Origin of the sequence: Vreelandella zhaodongensis (assembly GCF_013415115.1) — a bacterium.
In the GTDB taxonomy this organism is placed as follows: domain Bacteria; phylum Pseudomonadota; class Gammaproteobacteria; order Pseudomonadales; family Halomonadaceae; genus Vreelandella; species Vreelandella zhaodongensis.
In genome coordinates this window covers 22347-46611 of record NZ_JACCDD010000009.1, presented here as the reverse complement: position 1 = coordinate 46611, position 24265 = coordinate 22347, and the positions used below count along the sequence as shown (strand labels likewise).

Sequence of the window (24265 nt, the reverse complement as noted above, 5' to 3'; positions counted from 1 at the left end):
AAAGGTAAAAAATGCTTGCTATTAGTGAGCTCTATCCGTACTATATGCATCCGTTCGAGGGGGTCGTTAGCTCAGTTGGTAGAGCAGTTGACTTTTAATCAATTGGTCGTAGGTTCGAATCCTACACGACCCACCACTCGAACTAATTTATAGCGCCAAGTAGTTAACTAGGTGCGTAGCAAAATTTGGGTCGTTAGCTCAGTTGGTAGAGCAGTTGACTTTTAATCAATTGGTCGTAGGTTCGAATCCTACACGACCCACCAAATTTAGCGCCCCTGGTAGCTTGCTGCCAGGGGCGTTTTGCGATTGTTTGTACTGTGGTGAAACGTCTCAACGCATACTTTCTGCTTGCAGCGAGCCACAATTTACCACCACAATAGGTTCAGTTATAGCTGCCGATCATGTCACGGTAGCGCTGCCCGTCTTAATAGCGAGCAGAGCGGCAAAGCCACCGCGAAAGACGCAGAGGCTTTACCGCATCGAGTGCGGGGTGTGCGGAGTGCATGCGCCGTGACCGGTGTTTAACAGGGGGATTCCCTGTTCGTCACAGTGGTAGACACGATGACTATTATGACTTCCCAAGCCGAGCTTGACGCTCCGCTACCCAGCCCGTACTGCCCTACCCGTATTCCTGTGGAGGATGAGGCGCGAGTGGCTGAAATTAAGCAGTTGCTAAAAGCACACAATGCGGTGCTGGTGGCTCACTATTACACAGACGATGCCATTCAGCAGCTAGCTGAAGAGACGGGTGGCTGTGTTGCTGACTCCCTTGAAATGGCGCGTTTTGGCGCACGCCACGATGCAACAACGCTGGTGGTTGCCGGTGTGCGTTTTATGGGCGAAACAGCAAAAATTCTTTCTCCAGAAAAACGCGTTCTAATGCCCACTCTAGAAGCAACGTGCTCGCTGGATATTGGCTGCCCTGCGGATGAATTCAGCGCCTTCTGCGATGCGCACCCTGATCGTACCGTGGTGGTATATGCAAATACCTCTGCTGCTGTCAAAGCGCGAGCTGACTGGGTCGTGACCTCGTCGATTGCGGTTGAGGTTATTGAGCATCTTCAAGCCAAGGGCGAAAAGATTCTCTGGGCACCTGATAAGCACTTGGGTGGGTATATCCAGAAAAAAACCGGCGCAGATATGCTGATGTGGGACGGGGCCTGTATCGTTCACGAAGAGTTCAAGGCAAAGGGGATTGAAGACCTTAAGCGTCTTTATCCTGAAGCTGCCGTGCTGGTACATCCCGAGTCTCCGGATGCAGTCGTCGCGCTGGCTGACGTAGCAGGCTCTACCTCGCAGCTGATAAAAGCTGCGCAAACGTTGCCCAATGACAAACTGATCGTTGCCACTGATCGCGGTATCTTTTTTAAGATGCAGCAAGCCGTGCCCAGTAAAACGTTGTTTGAAGCGCCTACCGCAGGGAACGGCGCTACCTGTCGTAGCTGCGCGCACTGCCCGTGGATGGCGATGAACGCACTAGACAACCTGGCGGGTGCGTTACGCCATGGCAGCGGCGAAATCTTGGTAGACGACACGTTGCGCAAGCAGGCATTAAAGCCATTAGAGCGAATGCTGAGCTTTAACGCCTAACCTGCTCTGTCATTTGACTGCCCGAGTGCTTATGGCGCTTGGGCAGCCCATCATCAGCCTAAAATTTCTCTAACGCCTCTCGGTACTCAATAAAGGCTTCCCTGCGTTGTTCAATGCGTGCCAGTGCTTGCTGGTCGTTCTCTTGCTGCGCTGCATTTTTGGCAATACCCAGCTGGCGAATACCGCGGTCAATCCTGCCTGTTAACTGTAGATGCTCTGCACGGGCCAAGTGCCCCCAGCCGTTAAAACCACTGCGCCCAGCTGCTTCGGCAAGCAGATTGAACCCCTGCGGGTTGTCAGGATGCTGCGTGGTAATGTCTCGTAGTAGCTCAAAAGCTGCCCGAGGGTCACGCTGAAGTTGTGCTTCAGCTAACACCAATTGAGCTGGCAGATAGTTGGGCATGATGCGAAGTACACGCTGGCTGCGAGTGATGGCATCGTCATAACGTTGTGCATCCAGTGCAATGGTGGCCGCGGACGTTGGTAGCATGCCGTAATCAGGCAGTTCACGGGCTAGCTGGTCGAGGGCTTGTAAGGCACTGTCAGTTTGGCCAGTGCGGGCTTCGACCAGTGCTGCGACATAGCGCTGTGCCTGTTCTTCGCTATTCTCTTGCTCAAGCCGCGAGGCCGCTTGCTGTGGAGCGTTCTTATGAATACTGATTAACGCTCGGGCGCGCATCATGTCGTACAGAGTGTCGCTGGTGTATGTGTCGGCAACACTCAGCTGCGATGCGCGTGCTTGGGCGTCGCTTAAGCGGCTGTCACTCACTGGGTGGGTCAGCAAAAACTCGGGAGGCGTGCCGCCTTGAAGGCGTGCCATGCGTTGCATCGCGGCAAACATGCGCACCATCGCCTCTGGGTCATAGCCAGCACTTGCCATCGCCTGAAGGCCGACGCGATCCGCCTCTTCCTCAAAGCGTCGCGAATAGGATAACCGGTCTTGAATCATGGCGGCCTGGGAGCCCATGGCTGTCGCAATGCCGACATCACCGGCACCACCAACGGCAATCAACATACCTGCTAACATGGCGGCCATGGCAGGCAGCTGGGTTTGTTCGGCGCGGGCGCTGCCTCGGGCATAATGGCGTTGCGAGAGGTGGCCTAGCTCATGGGCGATGACCGATACAAAAGCCCCCTCATCTTCTGCAAAGGCAAATAGTCCAGAATTAATACCTATTACGCCACCTGGTACGGCAAAGGCATTTAAGGAGCTGTTATCCACCATCACGGTAGTAATGCGCAGGTTGCCAAGTTGGCTATGTGGGGCGAGTCGAGCCACGAGGCTATTTAAATAGTCATTAACAATAGGATCCTGCCATTGAGGAGCCTGGGCACGAAATTGGCGTAGCCAGGCGCGACCCAGGCGAAATTCTTCATTACTGACCGATGTTGAGGCGCCTCCTAAACTGGGCAGCTGATAATCATCGAAACTATGGCTAGGCGAGCTAACGCTAGTGATGCTGAACATAAGCGCTAGTGCGCAGGCCCAGCGTGAAGGTACGAGTCGAAGGCGCGGCATGGCATCCTCATTGATGATCCTGAGTTCAAGTAAGATCTTGAGTTCAAGTATTATGCGCAGCAAACAGTAGTGTGACATTGATTCAGGCAGGGAAGTGCCGTTAAATCAAATCCATGATGTCTGTCACGCAAAATAGTTTATGCAACAATGGCGTACTTATGCAGGATTTTGAGGGAGAGGGGTATGGTCGAACAGTCAGCATCTGGAAAAACAGAGCCTAATACGGTAGCTCGCTTTGAGCCTGATCGATTGCTTGATGCCTGTGGGTTACATTGTCCACTGCCATTATTGAAGGCTAAGCAGGCGTTAGCAGACTTAACACCTGGGCAGCTCCTTGAAATTAGGGCGACCGATGCTGGTTCCTGGCGAGACATGGCGTCTTTCACAGAGCTTAGTGATCATGTGCTAGAAGCACGCGAGCAGCGTGACGATGTGTACTATTTTTGGATACGTAAAGCAGGGAAGTCTCACTCATGACTATGCGCACTATCCTGAAAAGTTGGATTGATCGCTACTTTTCAGACGAAGAGGCGTTAATTCTTTTATTGGTACTTGTTGCTGGCTTTGCTGCCATTATTTGGTTTGGACGAATGTTAGCCCCCTTTTTTACGGCGCTGGTATTGGCCTTCTTGTTACAAGGGGTAGTGAGCTCGCTGACCCGTCGGGGGATACCGCATCTGTTGGCGGTCATTATCGTGTTTTTAGGCTTTATCAGTGTGCTGCTGACGCTGGCATTTATCTTGATGCCACTGATTTGGACCCAGTTGGTAGGTTTGGTTCAGGAAACGCCTCGCATGTTTGCCAGTGGTCAAGGTTGGTTAGACGATCTCCAGGCACGCTACCCTAACCTAATTACACCCGACCAAATGCAAAGCTGGATTGGTGTCGCTAGTCGAGAAATCAGCCAGCTAGGGCAGCGCGCACTGACGCTTTCGCTAGCGTCGCTAGGTAACGTCATGTCGCTGATTATTTATTTGGTTCTGGTGCCGATACTCGTCTTTTTCATGCTCAAAGACCGCCAAACATTAGTCGGTTTCACACTGTCGCTGTTGCCCCAAAAACGCACGCTGCTGACGCGTATTTGGCACGAGATGGACCATCAGATTGCTAACTATATCCGTGGCAAGTCGATTGAGATAATCATTGTGGGGACGGTTGCCTTCTTCACTTTTGCGTTCTTTGGTTTGCCGTATACCGCGTTGCTAGCCGTCGTCGTCGGTCTTTCTGTCTTAGTGCCTTACATTGGCGCTGCCGTTGTGACCATCCCTGTGGCGGCAGTGGCGGGGTTCCATTTCGGCATTAGTGAGCAGTTTGCTTATGTGCTGATAGCCTACGGTGTCATTCAGGCATTGGATGGTAACGTATTGGCGCCGGTTCTTTTTTCAGAAACAAATAATATTCACCCCGTTTCCATCATTGTCGCTGTGCTGTTTTTTGGCGGTATTTGGGGATTTTGGGGCGTTTTCTTTGCGATCCCGCTGGCCACGCTGCTCAAAGCATTAGTGTATGCATGGCCAAGAGGGATCGCCGAACGGGATGAAGAGAAGCAGCTGCCAGCGGTCGAACATGAGCAGGCGCCATCTAACCGTGGTACGTAACCGAAGTACGCAAGGGGCGAACGGAAAAGGCGCCTGCGGATCAGTCACCCGCGAAGGGTGCGGCGTTCTTGGTTTTGTTAGTTGGCATGAAGCGCTTCTGCTGCTGTGAGTACTTCATCAGCATGGCCAGGTACTTTGACGCCGCGCCACTCTTGAGCCAGTTTACCCTCGCTGTCAATTAGGAAGGTGCTGCGCTCAATACCCAGGTGCTCTTTGCCGTACATTTTTTTAAGTTTGATGACGTCAAAAAGCTGGCACACCGTTTCATCTTTGTCAGAGATAAGCTCGAAATTGAAATCCTGCTTGGCTTTGAAGTTTTCCTGGGCGCGGATACCGTCTCTCGAAACCCCGATGATGATCGTGTTGGCAGCATCAAAACGAGCTTTTCGGTCACGGAAGTCACCCCCTTCGGTCGTACAGCCTGGGGTGCTCGCTTTTGGATAAAAGAACACAACCACCTGCTTGCCACGCAGTTCAGATAGCGTCACCGTGGTATTGTTAGTAGCTAGGGCGGAAAAATCAGGTACCGCTTGATGAAGGTCGACTGACATCACTGGCTCCTTAAAAAGGTTGCTTGCAAGGTTGTTTATTGGGTTGATTACACGCAAGTAGCGCTATCATGTCAAAGCTAATAAATGGCTAGCCGTCTGAGACAGCGAAAACTCTTAGTGCTTTCCGCTGTACAGGTTTGAATCGGCTGAGTACCATTTGGCCTAATTTTATAATTTTGCAGGTGAGGAACAAACGGATGATCACAGGCAGCATCGTCGCCCTGGCGACGCCGATGAAAGTCAATGGCGACATCGACTGGGAGGCGCTTCGCCGTCTGGTGAATTTCCACCTCGACAATGGCACCGATGCCATCGTCGCTGCGGGCACCACGGGCGAACCTACCACCATGTCGTTCGCAGAACATTTTGATGTGATTCGTAGTGTAGTAGAAGAGGTGAATGGCCGTATTCCGGTGATTGCTGGGACGGGGGCCAACGCGACTTCGGAAGCAGTGGAGCTGGCACGCTATGCCAGCGAGGTAGGCGCAGACTATTGCCTGTCGGTTTGCCCTTACTACAACAAGCCGACGCAAGAAGGGCTCTATCAACATTTCAAGGCAGTTGCTGAAGGTAGCAACCTCCCGGTAATTTTGTATAACGTTCCCGGTCGCACCTGTTCTGATCTGTATAATGAAACGGTGGTGCGTTTGGCAGAAGTGGAAAATATCATCGGTTTAAAAGACGCTACGGGGAACCTTGAGCGTGCCGAGGATCTAATTTCTCGCTTGAAAGGCAGCGACTTTATGCTCTACTCCGGTGATGATGCTACTGCCTGTGACTTTATGCTGATGGGCGGTCATGGCGATATTTCTGTCACTGCGAACGTAGCCCCTAAGGCGATGCACGAGCTTTGTGCAGCCGCTGTGGCGGGGGATTCGGATAAAGCTCATCAGATCAATACACGTCTGATGCCGCTGCATACCAATCTTGGCATCGAATCGAATCCTATCCCGGTTAAGTGGGCACTGCACCGCATGGGGTATATGGATGCAGGTATTCGTTTGCCGTTGACTTGGTTGTCGGAAAAATACCACGCCACTGTTAGTGAAGCGCTACAGTTGGCGGGCGTCGTGGAGGAGTAATCCGAGACGCACACCCTCGCTACCCGGCACACCCCGTGTGCTTGTCGGGGACTCGATCTGTTGACTGTTAAGGTGGCTTGATGAGCTCTGAGCTTATAAAATGTGGGCTTGAGAAACGTACGCTTAAATGGATACCGCTGGCACTCGCAACGGCTGTCACACTCGCTGGGTGCGCGCGCGATGGTTACTACCACGACCGTAACCTGGATTACACCGAAGCTGCCCCAGCGACTCCCTTGGTGCTTCCAGAAACCCGCAACACTCAGCGTTATCGTGATGCGATGCCCGTTCCACAGGTAGCTGTGCAAGGCGCGCGTATTGATGGTGCTGCTGACATCAAGCCCCCTCCGTCACTCACGGTTGGCAGCGGCTTGGAGCCTGACTATGTCGAGCGCCGTCAGGTAGGCGATCAAACGTGGCTAGTCGTCGCGGCTGATACCGGTACGGTGTGGCCGCAGCTAGAAGCCTTTGCACAAAGCCGCCAGCTCGGTGTGCAGGAAAGTAATGCAAGCCAAGGGGTCATCGTAACGTCCCAGGCAACGCTGCGATTGCAGAGCGCTCTGAGATCAGGCAGCAGTGAAGTTCGTTGTGAACAAGGCGGGCAAAGCGTAGCAAACTGCTTGGAAGCCTTAGAGCAATACCTAGGTGCACGTTCTGCGAGCGTCTCATCCTCCTGGACCGCCCAACGGTTGTCTCAAGAACAAACCGTGCAAATACGCCAGCAAGGTGACGAGTGGGAAGTGATCATACCGCAGTCCATCGATCGTGTGTGGGCTGAACTTGACCATTATCTTGCGCTTGATTTTAGCGTGGAAGGACAACGGGATTTATTGGCAACCTCTCCTGAAAATCATGAATTTTTAGTTGAGTACATGACGGCAACAGAGCGTGGCCGCAATCCGCTTCAAATTGTCATCAGCCCTGATGTACGCCGCATGTCACAGCAAATCCGTCTTGCTCTTCAGCCTGATGGTGATCAGACCATTCTGCGTGCCATTAATGCCAGTGAGCGTAGTTTTAGTGCCAGCGATCAGCGCGAACTGCTTGAGCGAGTCTCCGGCTATCTACGTTAACTATTGTTTTTGAAATCTTTCGGAGCCTCTATGGAAAAGCGCCAAGAACTCTATGCGGGTAAAGCAAAATCCGTTTATACCACTGACGACCCCGACTTGTTGGTGCTGCATTTTCGTGATGATACCAGCGCTTTTGATGGTAAAAAGAAAGAGTCGCTAGCCCGTAAAGGCAAGGTGAATAACATATTCAATGCCTTCATCATGCAGCGTCTTCAGGAGGCGGGTATTCCTACGCATTTTGAAAAGCAGCTCTCGGATACCGAAAGCTTAGTTAAAAAAATGCAGATGATTCCCGTTGAGTGTGTGGTGCGTAATATTGCTGCGGGTGGCTTGGTCAAGCGCCTGGGGGTGGAAGAAGGGATCGCCTTGACCCCGCCTACCTTTGAATTGTTCTTAAAGAACGATGAAAAGGGGGATCCGATGATCAATGAGTCTCTAGCGGAAACGTTTGGCTGGGCAACCCCCGAGCAGCTGGCGAAAATGAAGGCGTTGACCTTTAAGGTGAATCACGTTCTCAAGCAGCTGTTTGCCGAAGGCGACATGCTGCTGGTGGACTACAAACTAGAGTTTGGCGTCTTTAAAGGTGAAGTGGTACTAGGAGATGAGTTCTCTCCCGATGGCTGCCGTTTATGGGATGCCAATACGCGAGAAAAACTTGATAAGGATCGCTTCCGCCAAGGGCTTGGCGGCGTCATCGAGGCCTATGAAGAAGTGGCGCGGCGTATAGGTATCCACATCAGTTAACTACCAAGGCCATCCAGCTACCCATTTTGGAATAGTCTATTTGGTATGATGCACACTAAAACCCGCTTAGGAAATTAATTTCTGAAGCGGGTTTTTTCGGGAGGATCGTTGGCTACGTAGCTTCATCATTAGAAGGCTTGTTGCCGGAAGGTTCGTCGCTGGAAGGCTCGTCAGCAATCTCATCAAGCGCCTGTAATCGGTAGCCATACCCATATACAGAGACAAGATTCCAACCAAATTCTGATGTGAATTTCAGCTTTTTACGTACCCTGTGAATATGCACATCCAAGGTGCGTGTACCTGGAGGATCACTTTTCCCCCAAACATACTCATACAGGTAGGAGCGAGAGAGTGGGCTTCCAAGCTGGTTAAGGAGCAGAAATGCTAACCGGAACTCCTGCCGTGTTAACGATACTTCCTCATCATCCACGTACGCCGTTTCACGGTTTGTGTTGAGCTTGATGCGACCAAACTCCAGTGTTTGCTGCTGAGCAACACTGGGCGTTCTTAATGAGTGGCGTCTCGTTGATGCATAGGCTCTCGCGGCAAGCTCACGCGGCCTGAAGGGCTTGCTGATAAAGTCATCAGCGCCCGCGTTCAATGCCTGAATGATATCGGCTTCTTCTTGCCTTAGGGTGACCATTAGTACGGCAGGAATGATCTGTAAATAGGTCTTCATCCAGTTTAGCAGCGCAATGCCCGTGCCGTCAGGCAAGTGCCAATCAAGTATGACTAAGTCAAAGGTATTGCGGCTAGCAGTGTGAATAAAGGCCTTACTGGTCTCGAAAGAAAAGATGTTGGCCTCTATTCCTCGTTCAGCAAAGCCATCGAGAAGCGCCTTCTCGATGCGCTCCGATACCACCTTCTCGTCTTCTACTACTGCAATGCGCATAGGCTGTATCCAAGTCGGGTCTTGTTAGTGAAAGTGAGCAGCATACGGTGCGAATTCATACCTAGATATGGCAAGAGTATCAAAAAGTCATAGCTAAATACTTGCTCCGAAGTATGGGTATTGCAAGTAGAAAAGCTGAATATGCGCTTTTTTGAGTAATGACAGCAGCATACATCGACCATTGTAACTTGGTCGAGTTCCATGCCTTCTAAGCCCTTGCTCCACTAATATCAAGGTAACTGATTGAAGATGTTAATAAAATCAGTCCTCTTTGCAGCTTTGGTAGCACTAAGGGAATACGCACACGATGAAACGCAAATTTCCTGAATTTGTTTAAAAGTATCACGCCTAGTTACCGATTTTTCATCATATTATCGATTTTTTTTGCTTTAATTAGTAAGTGCTAACTATTCCTTTAGGCCTCTACATAGAGAGGTTGCTAATTTATGAAGCCATATTACATAGGAGATTTCCTGTTTTTTTCTGTATTTATTTAAAAAAGTTACTAAAAATACTTATCTTCCCTGGTTATTAACGTTTATTCATAGTGTGGAGGCTCTTCATTGCCTGTGCTAGCTTCAATATTAAATAGCGTTACAAGTGCGAGTGTTGCTCCTTTGGATTATTAATAAATCGTTTCATGAAAACGCCTTATGGAACGACGAGGATATGCCTTTGGAAGCTTAACTAAGGGCTTAAAAGGAATGGTGTATTCCGTACTTGTCACCTAAGACGCTAGGAAAAATAAACCACAATAACTCCTAACCACTTCAGTGGGAGCAAGGGCATGAATAACGTATTTCGTCTGATCTGGAACCGTACCCTGGGGCGTTTGGTCGTGGCATCGGAAGCCGCTCGCTCCCAGCACAAGTCGGGAACGCGGCAACAAGTAGTTGGACATATTGAAAGCCCCAGCGCGATCCAAAAGTGCTCACTGTTTTCCGCAGCAGTTGCGTCGATAGTCGCAGGAAGCTTGGTGTTGTCGGAGCCTAGTTATGCTGCCAAAAGCGCAACACTTACAGGGTCTGGCGATGGGCTACAAGTTGGTGACGGGACTTTCGCCAGTGATGATGGGCTCACTACGCTGTATTGGGGCAATCCCAATGTCATTGGCCTGGGCCTGCCCATCGACTACTCAGGTGGTTTAACCGTTGATGGTGCGGTGGCCATCGGGACAAATGCCGAGGCGCGCTCCAGAGGATCGGTTGTTATTGGTGCGAATGCACTCGCTGAATCCGCTGTGAACAATCAAGGGGCATCGACGGTGATTGGCGCCTACTCCTATGCCGGTAGTAATAACAATGTTGTGTTAGGTAATCGTGGGGTTGCAACCGGTTGGGGGGCCATGGCAATAGGCCGTGAGTCTGGTTCATTAGGCAGAAATGCTATTGCATTTGGTAATGTATCGGCTGCCATCGGTGCTGGTTCGGTGGCGATGGGGCAGTCGTCTCTTGCTACAGGTGCTCGCGCCATCGCCATTGGTTCAGCTGATTCACAGAGGGACTATACCACCGAGAATACACAGGCAATTGGTGTTGACTCGCTTGCTTTTGGTACTCGAGCTGTTGCAGGCGAACAAGATGCCATCGCTTTTGGGCGTGAGTCTGGTGCTGCAGGTGAGCAATCAGTAGCCATTGGGACGCTTTCTAATGCTGCGGCCAATCGCGCTGTTGCCATTGGTGGCAATACACAAGCAGAGCTAAATGCTACGGCTATCGGTGATCAAGCAACATCCCTTGGCGAAAATTCAACCGCCATTGGGTTCTTAGCAAGCTCTGAGGGCAATGACTCAGTTGCAGTGGGTAATCAAGCCACTGCGACCGGTGTTAATAGTTTGGCAATGGGGCGTGAGGCCACGGCAAGCGAGGCTGATGCCATTGCCCTAGGAACGAGTGCTGAAGCATCGGCCACCAGTGCTATTGCAATCGGTCAGGATAGTATTGCATCCGGTGTTGATACCGGCGCTATTGGGCGTGGTGCCGTAGCAACAGGCTCGTGGGCGGTAGGCACCGGCGCAAATGCTAGTAATGGAGGTCAAGCATTCGGTGAGTTTAGTACTGCCAGTGGTAATAACTCTTCTGCCTATGGTCAAACCGCAACAGCAACGGGTGATCGTTCAAGCGCTTTAGGTACCGAAGCTTCGGCAGTAGGAGACTTTTCTACCGCGGTTGGCTATCAATCTGATGCGTCGGGCAATCAATCCTATGCTGGTGGTTACCTAAGCTCAGCTCAAGGCGTTGACTCGAGTGCTATTGGTAGTGGCGTTGTGGCTACCGGTGAAGCAGCCGTTGTCATCGGTAGAGACTCGGTAGCATCGGGCTTGCAGTCGTTTGCTGTTGGTCATAACACAGATGCATCAGGGCAAGACTCCGTCGCTCTGGGAACCGCAGCAGAGGCCTCTGGCTTGAGCTCTATTGCTATTTCCCGAGGTGCTTTTGCGCTTGCTGACTATGCCACTGCTCTTGGTGGTGAGAGTAATGCAAATGCCGAGTTCTCAACGGCGATAGGTAGTTTTTCAGTTGCGGATGCCGAGAGCGCAACTGCCATAGGTGATTTGAGTAGAGCTGAAGTTGAAGGAAGCGTTGCTCTCGGTTCTGAATCGGTAGCTGATACTGCTGCTGGTGTTGCGGGTTATGTACCGTTTGGGGCTACCGCTGCGGATACCACCGCAATCACTGGAACGGTTGCGCAGCGCGCTGCGGTGGATGTTGGCAGCCGCCAGATCACCAGTGTCGCCGCCGGTACCGAGTTAGACGATGCGGTTAATGTCAGCCAGTTAATTGCCGCGCAATCTAAAGTTGAGGCGGGAACTAACGTTGCCGATGTTGTTGAGAGTGAGAACCCCGACGGTGGAACTATCTACACCGTCAATGCCGACGGCACCACGGTGAGCGCCGGTACCGGTGTTGACGTGACTCCCACCGGCCCGGATGCCAACAACGTCACCGACTACGAAGTCGCGCTGAACCAGGACACCCAAGACAGCCTGCTGTTGGCCGACTCCGCGCTCCAAACCGTGGTCACCCAGATCGATGGGGTGGATGTTAAAACCCTCGACCAGAACGATAACGTTGCCAACTTTATAAGCGGCCAGAACATTGAATTGAGCGATGATGGCGGCGCGATTGAAATTGCCACGGCCGACAATGTCACCTTCAGCGATGTGCAAACCGACACGCTGACCGCAGGTCCAATCAACATTGGCGCGGGAGGTCTCGATGCCGGTAACACCACCATCAGCAACCTCGCCGATGGGGTGGATGCCAACGACGCCGTTAACCTCAGCCAATTAGAAGGTGCTGCGGCGGCTGCTCGTACCGAAGTTGAAGCAGGCACTAACGTCGCTAGCGTTGACCAAACCACCGGCGCGGACGGCCAAGACATCTATACCGTCAATGCCGATGGCGCATCGGTCTCTGCAGGCACTGGTGTTGATGTGGTCGCTGCCGCCCCAGATGCCAACAACGTCACCGACTATGAAGTGGCGCTGAACCAGGAGACCCAAGACAGCCTGCTGCTGGCCGACTCCGCGCTACAAACCGTGGTCACCCAGATCGACGGCACCGAGGTCAAAACCCTCGACCAGGACGATAACGTTGCCAACTTCGTCACCGGCGACAACATCGTGCTGAGCGATGAAGCGGGCGGCATCAAGATCGCCACCGCCGAGGATGTCACCTTCACCAGTGTGACTAGCGGTAGCCTCGCCATCACCGGCGGCCCAACGCTGACCGGTGGCGGTATCGATATGAATAACACCACCATCAGCAACCTCGCCGATGGGGTGGACGCCAACGACGCCGTTAACCTCAGCCAGCTGGAAGGCGCTGCCGCTGCCTCAAAAACTGAAGTTGAAGCAGGCACCAACGTTGCCAGCGTTGACCAAACCACCGGTGCGGACGGCCAGGATATCTACACCGTCAATGCCGATGGCACCACGGTCACTGCAGGCACCGGCGTGACCGTTACCGATACGGATGCAGGTGGCAACGTCACCGACTATGAAGTGGCGCTGAACCAGGAGACCCAAGACAGCCTGCTGCTGGCCGACTCCGCGCTACAAACCGTGGTCACCCAGATCGACGGCACCGAGGTCAAAACCCTCGATCAGGACGATAACGTTGCCAACTTCGTCACCGGCGACAACATCGTGCTGAGCGATGAAGCGGGCGGCATCAAGATCGCCACCGCCGAGGATGTCACCTTCACCAGCATCAACAGCGACAGCCTCGCCATCACCGGCGGCCCAACGTTGAACAGCGACGGCATTGATATGGGCGGTGACACCATCACCAACGTTGGCGCGCCAGTAAACGGTGGCGACGCCCTTAATCTGGATTATTTCAACGAAAATCGTACCCGCTATTACAGCGTCAATGATAACGGCACCATCCAAAGCAACTTCGACAACGACGGTGCAGAAGGGGGTAACTCTCTGGCAGCAGGCACCAATGCGTTAGCTGAAGGTGAAAGCTCTGTAGCGGTGGGTGATGGTGCGTGGACTGAAGGTGATAGGGCTGTAGCAGTGGGGCGTTCGGCTAATACGGGGGCGCTGGGCGACAGTCAAGTAGCGATTGGCGATAGTGCCTTTGCTGGTGGTAACGAAGCAATCACTATTGGTAAAGATGCTACGAGTGGCCTCATGGGGCAGCGGACGGTTGCCATCGGCTCTGGGGCATCGGCACCACGTAACGATTCCATTGCTCTGGGGACTGGAGCAGGAGCAACAGCTGTTGGTAGCGTGGCTATTGGCTTGAACGCCAGCTCTACTCATGCAGGTAGTGTTGCGCTGGGGCAAGGCTCCGTGGCCGACGGTAGCACGCTGGGCAATGATGCCTACTCCCCTACAGGTGACCAGAGTGATGTGGCAGGCATTAACCCCGGCAGCGAAATCTCGGTGGGTAGCGCTGGTAATGAGCGTCGTATAACTAACGTCGCCGCAGGTTCGGAGGAGACCGACGCGGTGAACGTTAGCCAGTTGCAGGCGGTTGATGAGATCGCCAGTGCAGGCTGGTTCTTGAGCGCTAACGGAGAAGAGTTAGATGGCTTTAATATCGCTCCTGGCGAAGCGGCTGACTTTAGTGAAGGTCAGAACATTGCCATCACGCGTACCGATGGCAGTATTGAAATTGCCACGGCCGACAACGTCACCTTCAGCGATGTGCAAACCGACACGCTGACCGCAGGTCCAATCAACATTGGCGCGGGAGGTCTCGATGCCGGTAACACCACCATCAGCAACCTCGCCGATGGTGTTAACGCCAACGACGCCGTTAACCTCAGCCAGCTGGAAGACGCCGCCGCCGCCTCAAAAACCGAGGTTGAAGCAGGCACCAACGTCGCCAGCGTTGACCAAACCACCGGCGCGGACGGCCAGGATATCTACACCGTCAATGCCGATGGTGCGTCGGTCTCTGCGGGCACTGGTGTTGATGTGGTCGCTGCCGCCCCAGATGCCAACAACGTCACCGACTATGAAGTGGCGCTGAACCAGGAGACCCAAGACAGCCTGCTGCTGGCCGACTCCGCGCTCCAAACCGTGGTCACCCAGATCGACGGCACCGAGGTCAAAACCCTCGACCAGGACGATAACGTCGCCAACTTCGTCACCGGCGACAACATCGTACTGACCGATGAAGCGGGCGGCATCAAGATCGCCACTGCCGATGACGTCACCTTCACCAGCATCAACAGCGACAGCCTTGCCATCACCGGCGGCCCCACGCTGACCGGTGGCGGTATCGATATGAACAACACCACCATCAGCAACCTGGCCGATGGTGTTAACGCGAATGACGCGGTTAACCTCAGCCAGCTGGAAGGTGCCGCGGCGGCTTCCCGAACTGAAGTCGAAGCGGGCACCAACGTCGCCAGCGTTGACCAAACCACCGGCGCGGACGGCCAGGATATCTACACCGTCAATGCCGATGGTGCGTCGGTCTCTGCGGGCACTGGTGTTGATGTGGTCGCTGCCGCCCCAGATGCCAACAACGTCACCGACTATGAAGTGGCGCTGAACCAGGAGACCCAAGACAGCCTGCTGCTGGCCGACTCCGCGCTCCAAACCGTGGTCACCCAGATCGACGGCACCGAGGTCAAAACCCTCGACCAGGACGATAACGTCGCCAACTTTATCAGCGGTAACAATATCGAACTAAGTGACGACAATGGCGCGATTGAAATCGCCACTAGTGCAGACCTGACGGCGGATAGTCTGACCATCAACAATGGTGGTCCGACGCTCAATGACAACGGCATTGATATGAACGATAACCGCATCACCAATGTTGGAGAGGCGGTAGACGGTGGTGATGCCATCAATCTGGATTACTTCGATGCAAACCGCACCCGCTACTACAGCGTGAATGACGGTGGCGCCATCGGTGGCAACTTCGACAACGATGGTGCAACGGGGTTGAACGCCATTGCCTCCGGCGTTGACGCCACCGCCAGTGGAGACGGCGCGGTGGCCATGGGCTTTGGTGCCAGCGCGCCGATTCGCGATAGTTTGGCATTGGGTAGTGGCTCGGTCGTGGATCGTGCCTTAGCACCGGACTCCGGCTTTATCCCCGCAGGGTCTGCCACGATTGAGTTCAACACCACCGACAAAGAACTGCTCGGTGCGATCTCGGTGGGTGACAACGACTCCTACCGCCAGATCACCAACGTCGCCGACGGTACGGAAGCGCAAGATGCCGTGACGGTTCGTCAGCTGCAAGGCGCGGTGGGCTCGGTGGTTGAGACTGGCATCAAGTATTATCGTGCCAACTCCGAAGACCCAGACGCCATCGCAGCGGGAGACGATAGCCTTGCCATTGGGCCAAATACGGTCACCAATGGTGATAATGGCATCGGTATGGGGAATGGCGCGATTGTCGGCCAAATGGCCCCAGGTGGCACTGCCATTGGTAATAATGCCGAGGTTCTGCTCTCCGATGGTATTGCGTTCGGTACCGAAGCCCGCTCGGAAGCGCAGCAGGGTATCGCCCTGGGTGCAGGCGCGACAGTTAGTCACGATCAAAGTGTCGCATTGGGTAGCAATAGCGTGACAGAGGAAGCGGTGGCCACTACCGGTATTACCATCGCGGGCGACAGCTACACTTTCGCGGGCACCACACCGGATAGCACAATCAGCATTGGTAGCGAGGGCAATGAACGCACATTGACCAATGTGGCGGCAGGCCGCGTGAGCGAGACCAGTACCGACGCCATCAATGGCAGCCAGCTGTTTGCCTCAAACCAAGCCATTGAAGAGGTTAGTGCGATTGCCAACACCGGTTGGAATGTTCAAACCAACGGTGACGTGGCTACCAATGTTGCCCCAGGGGCTACTGTTCAGTTTATCGACGGCCAGAATATCGACATCACTCGTGATGGCACGGATATTACGGTGGCTACCGTCGACTCACCGCAGTTTGGCAATGTCACCGTCAATACTGCCGGGGGAGACACCATCAACGGGTTGAGCAATCTCACCTTTGACCCAGACAACTTCACCTCTGGTCAAGCGGCCAGTGAAGACCAGCTTAAGCAAGTCAGTGATATCGCCAACACCGGCTGGAATGTTCAAACCAACGGTGACACGGCTACCAACGTGGCGCCCGGCGATACCGTTCAGTTTATCGATGGCAAGAACATTGATATCACTCGCGACGGCACCGATATCACCGTCGCCACGGCCGATAGTGTGACCTTTGATGATGTGACCATTACCGGCGGCCCCACGCTCACCGGTGGCGGTATCGATATGAACAACACCACCATCAGCAATCTCGCCGATGGTGTTAACGCCAATGACGCGGTTAACCTCAGCCAGCTGGAAGGTGCCGCGGCGGCTTCCCGCACCGAAGTAGCAGCGGGTACTAATGTGACCAGCGTTGACCAAACCACCGGCGCAGACGGCCAGGACATCTACACCGTCAATGCCGATGGCGCATCGGTCTCTGCCGGTACGGGTGTTGATGTGGTCGCTGCCGCCCCAGATGCCAACAACGTCACCGACTATGAAGTGGCGCTGAACCAGGAGACCCAAGACAGCCTGCTGCTGGCCGACTCCGCGCTCCAAACCGTGGTCACCCAGATCGACGGCACCGAGGTCAAAACCCTCGACCAGGACGATAACGTCGCCAACTTTATCAGCGGTAACAATATCGAACTAAGTGACGACAATGGCGCGATTGAAATCGCCACTAGTGCAGACCTGACGGCGGATAGTCTGACCATCAACAATGGTGGTCCGACGCTCAATGACAACGGCATTGATATGAACGATAACCGCATCACCAATGTTGGAGAGGCGGTAGACGGTGGTGATGCCATCAATCTGGATTACTTCGATGCAAACCGCACCCGCTACTACAGCGTGAATGACGGTGGCGCCATCGGTGGCAACTTCGACAACGATGGTGCAACGGGGTTGAACGCCATTGCCTCCGGCGTTGACGCCACCGCCAGTGGAGACGGCGCGGTGGCCATGGGCTTTGGTGCCAGCGCGCCGATTCGCGATAGTTTGGCATTGGGTAGTGGCTCGGTCGTGGATCGTGCCTTAGCACCGGACTCCGGCTTTATCCCCGCAGGGTCTGCCACGATTGAGTTCAACACCACCGACAAAGAACTGCTCGGTGCGATCTCGGTGGGTGACAACGACTCCTACCGCCAGATCACCAACGTCGCCGACGGTACGGAAGCGCAAGATGCCGTGACGGTTCGTCAGCTGCAAGGCGCGGTGGGCTCGGTGGTTGAGACTGGCATCAAGTATTATCGTGCCAACTCCGAAGACCCAGACGCCATCGCAGCGGGAGACGATAGCCTTGCCATTGGGCCAAATACGGTCACCAATGGTGATAATGGCATCGGTATGGGGAATGGCGCGATTGTCGGCCAAATGGCCCCAGGTGGCACTGCCATTGGTAATAATGCCGAGGTTCTGCTCTCCGATGGTATTGCGTTCGGTACCGAAGCCCGCTCGGAAGCGCAGCAGGGTATCGCCCTGGGTGCAGGCGCGACAGTTAGTCACGATCAAAGTGTCGCATTGGGTAGCAATAGCGTGACAGAGGAAGCGGTGGCCACCACCGGTATTACCATCGCGGGCGACAGCTACACTTTCGCGGGCACCACACCGGATAGCACAATCAGTATTGGTAGCGAGGGTAATGAGCGCACACTGACCAATGTGGCGGCAGGCCGCGTGAGCGAGACCAGTACCGACGCCATCAATGGCAGCCAGCTGTTTGCCTCTAACCTCGCCATTGAGCAGGTCAGTACGATCGCCAATAAAGGCTGGAATCTCCAGGCTAACGGCGACACTGCTACCAATGTTGCGCCAGGAGACACGGTCCAGTTCCTGGATGGAAAAAATGTCGATATCACCCGTAGCGACACGGATATCACCGTGGCCACAGCCGATGACGTAGCCTTTGATAGCGTGATGTTTATTGACGGCCCGACCATCAATGGCGGCGGCATTGATATGAATAACACCACCATTAGCAATCTCGCGGATGGGGTGAATGCCCAAGATGCCGTCAACCTCAGCCAGCTGCAAAACAGCGCAGCAGCGTCGAAGACGGAAGTTGCGGGCGGCACTAACGTGGCGAGTGTTGATCAAGCCACCGGTGTGGATGGCCAAGCTATCTATACCGTTAATGCGGACGGGGCGAGTGTAACCGCCGGTTCCAGCGCGGTGGACGTTACTGCCGCTGCACCAGATGCCAATAACGTCACAGACTACGCAGTGGATCTCAGCCAAGCCAGCAAAGATAGCCTGACTCTGGCTGACTCTGCACTCCAAACGGTGGTCACCCAGGTTGATGGCATTGACGTTAAGATATTGGATCAGAACGACAACGTCGCTAATTTTACCAGCGGCAATAATATCGAGCTGAGTGATCAAGGGGGCGCGATTCAAATCGCTACGAGTCCGAACCTTACCGCTGATAGTCTGACAATTAACAATGGTCCAACGCTAGATGAGGGCGGGATCGACATGGCGGGCAACACGATCACTAACCTAGGCGATCCGGTGAATGATGGAGATGCACTCAACCTTCAATACTTCAATGAGAACCGTGTTCGTTACTTTAGCGTAAATGATAACGGCGTTGTTGGAGGTAACTTCAATAATGACGGTGCTACTGGCTTGAATGCGATGGCGAGTGGTGTGGGCGCCACGGCTGATGGGGAAGGCGCAGTGGCCATGGGCTTTGGTGCGAATGCTCAAGTGCGCGGCAGTCTAGCGATTGGTAGTGGCTCGATTTCTGATCGTGCCCTAGCACCAGAGTCAGGCTTTATCCCAGCAGGTTCGGCAACCATTGAGTTCAATACCACCGACAAAGAATTGCTTGGCGCTATTTCCGTCGGGGATGGCGACTCTTACCGCCAGATTATTAATGTCGCCGACGGTACCCAAGCGCAAGACGCTGTCACCGTTCGCCAGCTTCAGGGAGCGATAGGCTCCGTGGTGGAAACGGGCACTAAGTATTTCCACGCCAACTCCACAGCGCCCGACTCACTTGCGGCAGGTAACGACAGTATTGCCGTTGGCCCAACCACGGTCACTAACGGTGATAATGGTATTGGTATTGGTAATGGTGCGATTGTGGGGCAAATGGCCCCAGGCGGCACTGCTATTGGCGATAGTGCCGAAGTGCTGCTGTCAGATGGCATTGCGTTTGGCACTAACGCCCGTTCTGAAGCTCAGCAAGGCATTGCCCTGGGCGCAGGTGCGACGGTTAGTCACGATCAAAGTGTAGCGCTAGGCAGTAACAGTACAACGGATGAGCCGGTGGCCACTCAGGGTATTACGCTGATTGGCAACGACTACTCATTTGCAGGCACTACGCCTGACAGCACCGTGAGTATTGGCAGTGCGGGCAACGAACGTACGCTGACCAATGTGGCGGCTGGTCGTGTGAGTGAAACCAGCACGGATGCCATCAACGGCAGCCAACTGTTTGCCTCTAACCAAGCCATTGAAGAAGTAAGTACAGCAGTCAATGCCGGCTGGAACGTCACCGACGGTACCAATGCCGCCAATATCGGCCCTAATGGCGAGGTAACGTTCACTGGGGATAGCAATCTCACCGTCGCGCAGACTGGCATCGATGATGCAGGCGAAGTGGAGATCACCCTGAATCGTGACCTTGATCTCGACAGCGTCACTGCCGGCAACAGTGAACTCACCAGTGCTGGCCTGAGCGTAGACGATGGCAGCGGCAACCTTACCACCGTCACCAACGATGGCCTCACTATTGCTGGCGGGCCCAGCATCACCGCCAGTGGCGGCATTGATGCGAATAATCAAGTCATTCGTAATGTAGGCGCACCAGTGAACGAAGGTGATGCGCTGAACCTTCAATACTTCAACGAAAACCGAGTTCGCTACTACAGCGTAAACGATGGCGGCATCGTCGGTGGCAACTTCAATAACGATGGCGCGACCGGTCTGAACGCGATCGCCTCCGGCGTTAACGCCACCGCCAGTGGTGAGGGGGCCGTAGCCATGGGCTTTGGTGCCAGCGCCCCGATTCGGGATAGCGTGACGCTGGGTAGCGGCTCTATTTCTGATCGTGCATTAGCGCCAGAATCAGGCTTTATCCCGGCGGGTTCGGCAACCATTGAATTCAACACCACTGACAAAGAACTGTTAGGTGCGGTTTCCGTTGGGGATAGCGACTCCTATCGTCAAATTATTAACGTTGCCGATGGCACCCAGGCGCAAGACGCCGTTACCGTTCGCCAGCTTCAGGGAGCGATAGGCTCCGTGGTGGAAACGGGCACTAAGTATTTCCACGCCAACTCCACAGCGCCTGACTCACTTGCGGCAGGTAACGACAGTATTGCTGTTGGCCCGACCACGGTCACTAACGGTGATAATGGTATTGGTATTGGCAATGGTGCGATTGTGGGGCAAATGGCCCCAGGCGGCACTGCCGTTGGCGATAGTGCCGAAGTGCTGCTATCAGATGGCATTGCGTTTGGCACCAACGCCCGTTCTGAAGCTCAGCAGGGTATTGCCTTGGGGGCTGGTGCGACGGTTAGCCATGACCAAAGTGTAGCGCTAGGTAGCAACAGCACCACGGATGAACCGGTTGAAACCCAGGGCATTACGCTGATTGGCAACGACTACTCATTTGCAGGCACTACACCGACAAGCACTGTCAGCGTTGGTAGTGTGGGTAATGAGCGCACGATCACCAATGTGGCAGCAGGACGCGTAAGTGCATCCAGTACCGATGCCATCAATGGTAGCCAGTTGTTTGCGTCTAATCAGGCAATCGAAGAGGTCAGTGCTACCGCTAATGCTGGGTGGAACCTGAGCGTTGAAGATGGAGAAGCCAGTAATGTGGCACCTTCTGGTGAAGTTAATCTCCTGAGTGATGACGGAAACATACTCATTACTCAGGCCACGGTTAATGATCGTGAAGAAGTCGCGTTTGGACTATCCGATGATCTATCGATCGCTAATAGCCTCACCGTAGGGCAAGACGGGCCTGTCATCAGTAGCGAGGGTATTACCAACTTAGCCGAAGGCGATGTATCAGCCGATAGCAAGGATGCCATCAATGGCTCTCAACTTTACGCTACTAACCAGTGGCTCGAAGTGCTAGAAAACAGTGTTACGAATGTTGTGGGTGACGGAAGCGATGAGTACATCACCGATAATGGCCGTGGCATTCGCTATGTGCGCACCAACGATAGTGGCTTAGCAGTGAGCGATGCCTTTGCCCAAGGGCAAGGTTCCACAGCTGTTGGCTACGAGGCCATTGCCTCAGCAGAGCGTGCACTGGCGATGGGTTACGACGCCATTGCATCGCACCAAGGTAGCGTCGCGCTAGGAGAAGGCGCCCGAACGGCAGCAGCGGTTGGCACTACATCGGTCGAGATTGCTGGCCAGACGTACCAGTTTGCCGGAGTCTCCCCGGTAGCCACTGTTAGCGTTGGTAGCGCCGGTGCTGAACGCACGGTGACGAACGTTGCGGCAGGCCGAGTGTCGGCTGAGAGCACAGATGCGATTAACGGCAGCCAATTGTATGCCACCAACCAAGCGGTCGGTGCGTTAGACAACCGCGTTACCAATGTTGAAGGCGATATCAGTGATATCAGCAACGACTTGGCAGACCTGGGTGACCGTGCAGTGCAATATGACCGCAACGATGACGGTAGTGTTAACTATGACACGATTACCCTGGAAGGCGATGGTGGTACGACAATAACTAATGTGGCACCAGGTGACATCGCTCAGAACAGCACGGATGCAGTTAATGGTAGCCAGCTGTGGGAAGTGAGTAATCAGATCACCAATATTGAGCAAGGTGGTTCTAAGTACTTCCGCGCTAATAGCGATGGCCCAGCGGCTGATTCGCAAGGTGCTGACAGTATTGCCATGGGGCCAAGCAGCGTTGCGGCAGGCGACCGTAGTGTCGCCTCGGGGGCTGGGTCTCGGGCAACGGCTGACGGCAGCGTTGCACTTGGTGCGGACTCCGTTGCTGACCGTGAAGGGATGAACGGTGAGCGTGAGCGCTTCTCTAATGAGTCGGTCGCTTCTACTCAGGGTGCTGTGTCTGTGGGTAGTGAGGGTAATGAACGCCAGATCACCAATGTGGCAGGTGGTACCCAAGATACCGATGCAGTTAACGTTCGTCAGTTGGACGCGGTGCAACGCGGCGCGGTGAACTACGACCGTGATGAGGAGGGCAATGTCGACTACGGCACCATCACGCTAAAAGGCGAGGAAGGCACCACGATCTCTAATGTGGCACCAGGTATTAATGCTACCGATGCCGCTAACGTGGGGCAGTTGAATGAGCTTGGTCGTCGCTTTGAAAACGAGATTATCAGCGTTCACGAACGTATCGACCGTGTAGAACGTAATGCTAATGCTGGCTCTGCCAGTGCGATAGCGGCGTCTACGGTGCCGCAAGCCTGGATGCCCGGTAAGAGCATGATAGGTGTAGGGGCGGGTACCTACGGTGGTGAATCCGCGGTCTCGGTGGGTGTCTCGCGTCTCTCAGATAATGGCCGCTGGGTTATCCAGGGCAAGGTGACGGGCGATTCACAAAGCAACTTCGGCGCTGGTGTTGGCGCTGGCTGGCACTGGTAAAGGAGAACGACGTGAAGAAACTGAGTAAAAACATGATGACAAAGGCGGCCCTTGGGGCCGCCAGTGTAGCCGCCGTTCTCGTTCTGGCGGGTTGCGCTAGTCCGCCCAATAATGACCGTACGGAGCTGCGTGAAGCAGGAGATGGCTTTCCTGCGTTGGCGGGCAACTGGTACGACGGTGGCAAGTTTGTTGACCCTGAGAACATTTTGCGTATCAGGGAAAGTCAGACGAAAGACCAAGTACGCCAGTTGATCGGCAACCCCCATTACGCGGAAGGGTTCTTTGGTGTTAGGGAGTGGAACTATGTTTTCAATCTCTATACAGGTAATGGAAATGAGTACATTACCTGCCAATACCAAGTGCACTATGACAACGATATGGCGTTAGAAAGCACTCGCTGGCGTGATGCTCAGTGTCCGGCACTATTAGTGCCAATCGAGGTGGAAGAGATTGCCGCTGAGCCACGTGAAGAGAAACTAACACTTTCGGGTGATGTGCTATTTGATTTTGATAGTGACCAGCTCTCATTAGAAGGTCGACGCGCCTTAGAAAGAGTGGCAGAAATGGTGCTGAACACTTACTCGTCGCCGACTGTTCGCATCATTGGTTACACGGATCGATTCGGAGATGAGCAATACAACTTAAGGTTATCCCAGGCGCGAGCGGAGTCGGTAGGGCGTTATTTAGTGTCACAAGGTATGGAGCGTCGTGACTTAACACTGCTAGGAAGGGGAGAGGCTGATCCTATCGTAGATTGCCCAGGCCAAGTGGCCACGACAAGTGTGAAGGAGTGCTTGCGGCCCAATCGCAGAGTGGAGGTAATAGTTACTAATAGTTAATTAGCAGCTAATCCTTTAAGTGGTGATGATATTTGAACCGAAGCTTTTATAAGGCTTCGGTTTTTTAGTGATTATGATTTGGCTAAGTGAGTGTTTTTAAGATGTCCTGACACGCCATTCATATTTGTTTTCTTTTTTGCCAGTTTTTTAGCATGAGTTAAATATTTAACTGTATGCAATGTAAACAATTGTAAATTTTGGTTGTGGGTTTCCCTATTGCTGTAAAGAATGAAAGTTAAGTCCTGTGCTGCCTACTTGTTGATTAGTTTTTATGCA

The 24265-nt window shown here is 53.7% G+C and carries 11 protein-coding genes and 2 tRNA genes; 10 read left to right on the top strand and 3 right to left on the bottom strand.

Going from position 1 to position 24265, the window contains the following annotated elements; all coding sequences use genetic code 11:
* The first annotated feature begins 60 nt into the window (after positions 1-60).
* The 3 genes from HZS79_RS15100 to nadA all read left to right on the top strand — a co-directional run bounded on the left by HZS79_RS15100 (position 61) and on the right by nadA (position 1590).
* A tRNA-Lys gene (locus HZS79_RS15100) sits at positions 61-136 on the top strand.
* A gap of 51 nt (positions 137-187) precedes the next feature.
* Positions 188-263 (top strand) — tRNA-Lys (locus HZS79_RS15095).
* Positions 264-561: 298 nt separating this feature from the next.
* Positions 562-1590, top strand: coding sequence for a quinolinate synthase NadA (gene nadA, locus HZS79_RS15090; protein ID WP_179928286.1), 1029 nt, complete (start codon positions 562-564; stop codon positions 1588-1590).
* Positions 1591-1648: 58 nt separating this feature from the next.
* Here nadA and HZS79_RS15085 read toward each other — a convergent pair whose 3' ends face one another.
* Positions 1649-3109 (bottom strand): M48 family metalloprotease, encoded by a 1461-nt coding sequence (locus HZS79_RS15085; RefSeq protein WP_179928285.1) that lies wholly within the window; start codon positions 3107-3109, stop codon positions 1649-1651.
* Between the two features lie 183 nt (positions 3110-3292).
* Here HZS79_RS15085 and HZS79_RS15080 point away from each other — a divergent pair, with 183 nt between their 5' ends.
* Both HZS79_RS15080 and HZS79_RS15075 read left to right on the top strand, forming a co-directional pair.
* Positions 3293-3586 carry a sulfurtransferase TusA family protein gene (locus tag HZS79_RS15080; protein WP_179928284.1) on the top strand — a complete coding sequence of 98 codons (294 nt, stop codon included), beginning with the start codon at positions 3293-3295 and terminating at the stop codon, positions 3584-3586.
* Positions 3583-4707, top strand: a complete 1125-nt coding sequence (locus HZS79_RS15075) for an AI-2E family transporter (RefSeq protein ID WP_179928283.1) — start codon at positions 3583-3585, stop codon at positions 4705-4707. The genes HZS79_RS15080 and HZS79_RS15075 overlap by 4 nt, the downstream gene beginning before the upstream one ends.
* A 77-nt stretch (positions 4708-4784) precedes the next feature.
* Here the strand turns inward: HZS79_RS15075 and HZS79_RS15070 are convergent, their stop codons facing one another.
* The gene (locus HZS79_RS15070) at positions 4785-5258 is read right to left on the bottom strand and encodes a peroxiredoxin (protein ID WP_179928282.1); all 474 of its coding nucleotides are present in this window, start codon (positions 5256-5258) and stop codon (positions 4785-4787) included.
* 197 nt (positions 5259-5455) lie between these two features.
* On the opposite strand from HZS79_RS15070, the gene dapA reads away from it, so the two are divergent.
* The 3 genes from dapA (at position 5456) to purC (ending at position 8157) form a co-directional block, all read left to right on the top strand.
* Positions 5456-6340, top strand: a complete 885-nt coding sequence (gene dapA / locus HZS79_RS15065; protein WP_162218934.1) for a 4-hydroxy-tetrahydrodipicolinate synthase — start codon at positions 5456-5458, stop codon at positions 6338-6340.
* Between the two features lie 80 nt (positions 6341-6420).
* Positions 6421-7413: an outer membrane protein assembly factor BamC gene (locus HZS79_RS15060; protein ID WP_202932403.1), complete on the top strand. Its 993-nt coding sequence runs from the start codon at positions 6421-6423 to the stop codon at positions 7411-7413.
* A gap of 30 nt (positions 7414-7443) precedes the next feature.
* The gene (gene purC, locus HZS79_RS15055; protein ID WP_162218933.1) at positions 7444-8157 is read left to right on the top strand and encodes a phosphoribosylaminoimidazolesuccinocarboxamide synthase; all 714 of its coding nucleotides are present in this window, start codon (positions 7444-7446) and stop codon (positions 8155-8157) included.
* Positions 8158-8269: 112 nt separating this feature from the next.
* Here the strand turns inward: purC and HZS79_RS15050 are convergent, their stop codons facing one another.
* Positions 8270-9049 (bottom strand): response regulator transcription factor, encoded by a 780-nt coding sequence (locus HZS79_RS15050; RefSeq protein ID WP_179928281.1) that lies wholly within the window; start codon positions 9047-9049, stop codon positions 8270-8272.
* A 787-nt stretch (positions 9050-9836) separates the two neighbouring features.
* Between HZS79_RS15050 and HZS79_RS15045 the strand changes: the two genes are divergently transcribed.
* Positions 9837-23150 carry a YadA-like family protein gene (locus HZS79_RS15045; protein ID WP_179928280.1) on the top strand — a complete coding sequence of 4438 codons (13314 nt, stop codon included), beginning with the start codon at positions 9837-9839 and terminating at the stop codon, positions 23148-23150.
* 11 nt (positions 23151-23161) lie between these two features.
* On the top strand, positions 23162-23989 hold the full coding sequence (locus HZS79_RS15040; RefSeq protein ID WP_179928279.1) for an OmpA family protein: 828 nt from the start codon (positions 23162-23164) through the stop codon (positions 23987-23989).
* Positions 23990-24265: the final 276 nt, after the last annotated feature.

Bases quoted from the DNA above. Each gene is read 5' to 3' on its own strand.
- nadA (WP_179928286.1), top strand. From the start codon at position 562: ATGACTATTATGACTTCCCAAGCCGAGCTTGACGCTCCGCTACCCAGC.
- HZS79_RS15085 (WP_179928285.1), bottom strand. From the start codon at position 3,109: ATGCCGCGCCTTCGACTCGTACCTTCACGCTGGGCCTGCGCACTAGCG.
- HZS79_RS15080 (WP_179928284.1), top strand. From the start codon at position 3,293: ATGGTCGAACAGTCAGCATCTGGAAAAACAGAGCCTAATACGGTAGCT.
- HZS79_RS15075 (WP_179928283.1), top strand. From the start codon at position 3,583: ATGACTATGCGCACTATCCTGAAAAGTTGGATTGATCGCTACTTTTCA.
- HZS79_RS15070 (WP_179928282.1), bottom strand. From the start codon at position 5,258: ATGTCAGTCGACCTTCATCAAGCGGTACCTGATTTTTCCGCCCTAGCT.
- dapA (WP_162218934.1), top strand. From the start codon at position 5,456: ATGATCACAGGCAGCATCGTCGCCCTGGCGACGCCGATGAAAGTCAAT.
- HZS79_RS15060 (WP_202932403.1), top strand. From the start codon at position 6,421: ATGAGCTCTGAGCTTATAAAATGTGGGCTTGAGAAACGTACGCTTAAA.
- purC (WP_162218933.1), top strand. From the start codon at position 7,444: ATGGAAAAGCGCCAAGAACTCTATGCGGGTAAAGCAAAATCCGTTTAT.
- HZS79_RS15050 (WP_179928281.1), bottom strand. From the start codon at position 9,049: ATGCGCATTGCAGTAGTAGAAGACGAGAAGGTGGTATCGGAGCGCATC.
- HZS79_RS15045 (WP_179928280.1), top strand. From the start codon at position 9,837: ATGAATAACGTATTTCGTCTGATCTGGAACCGTACCCTGGGGCGTTTG.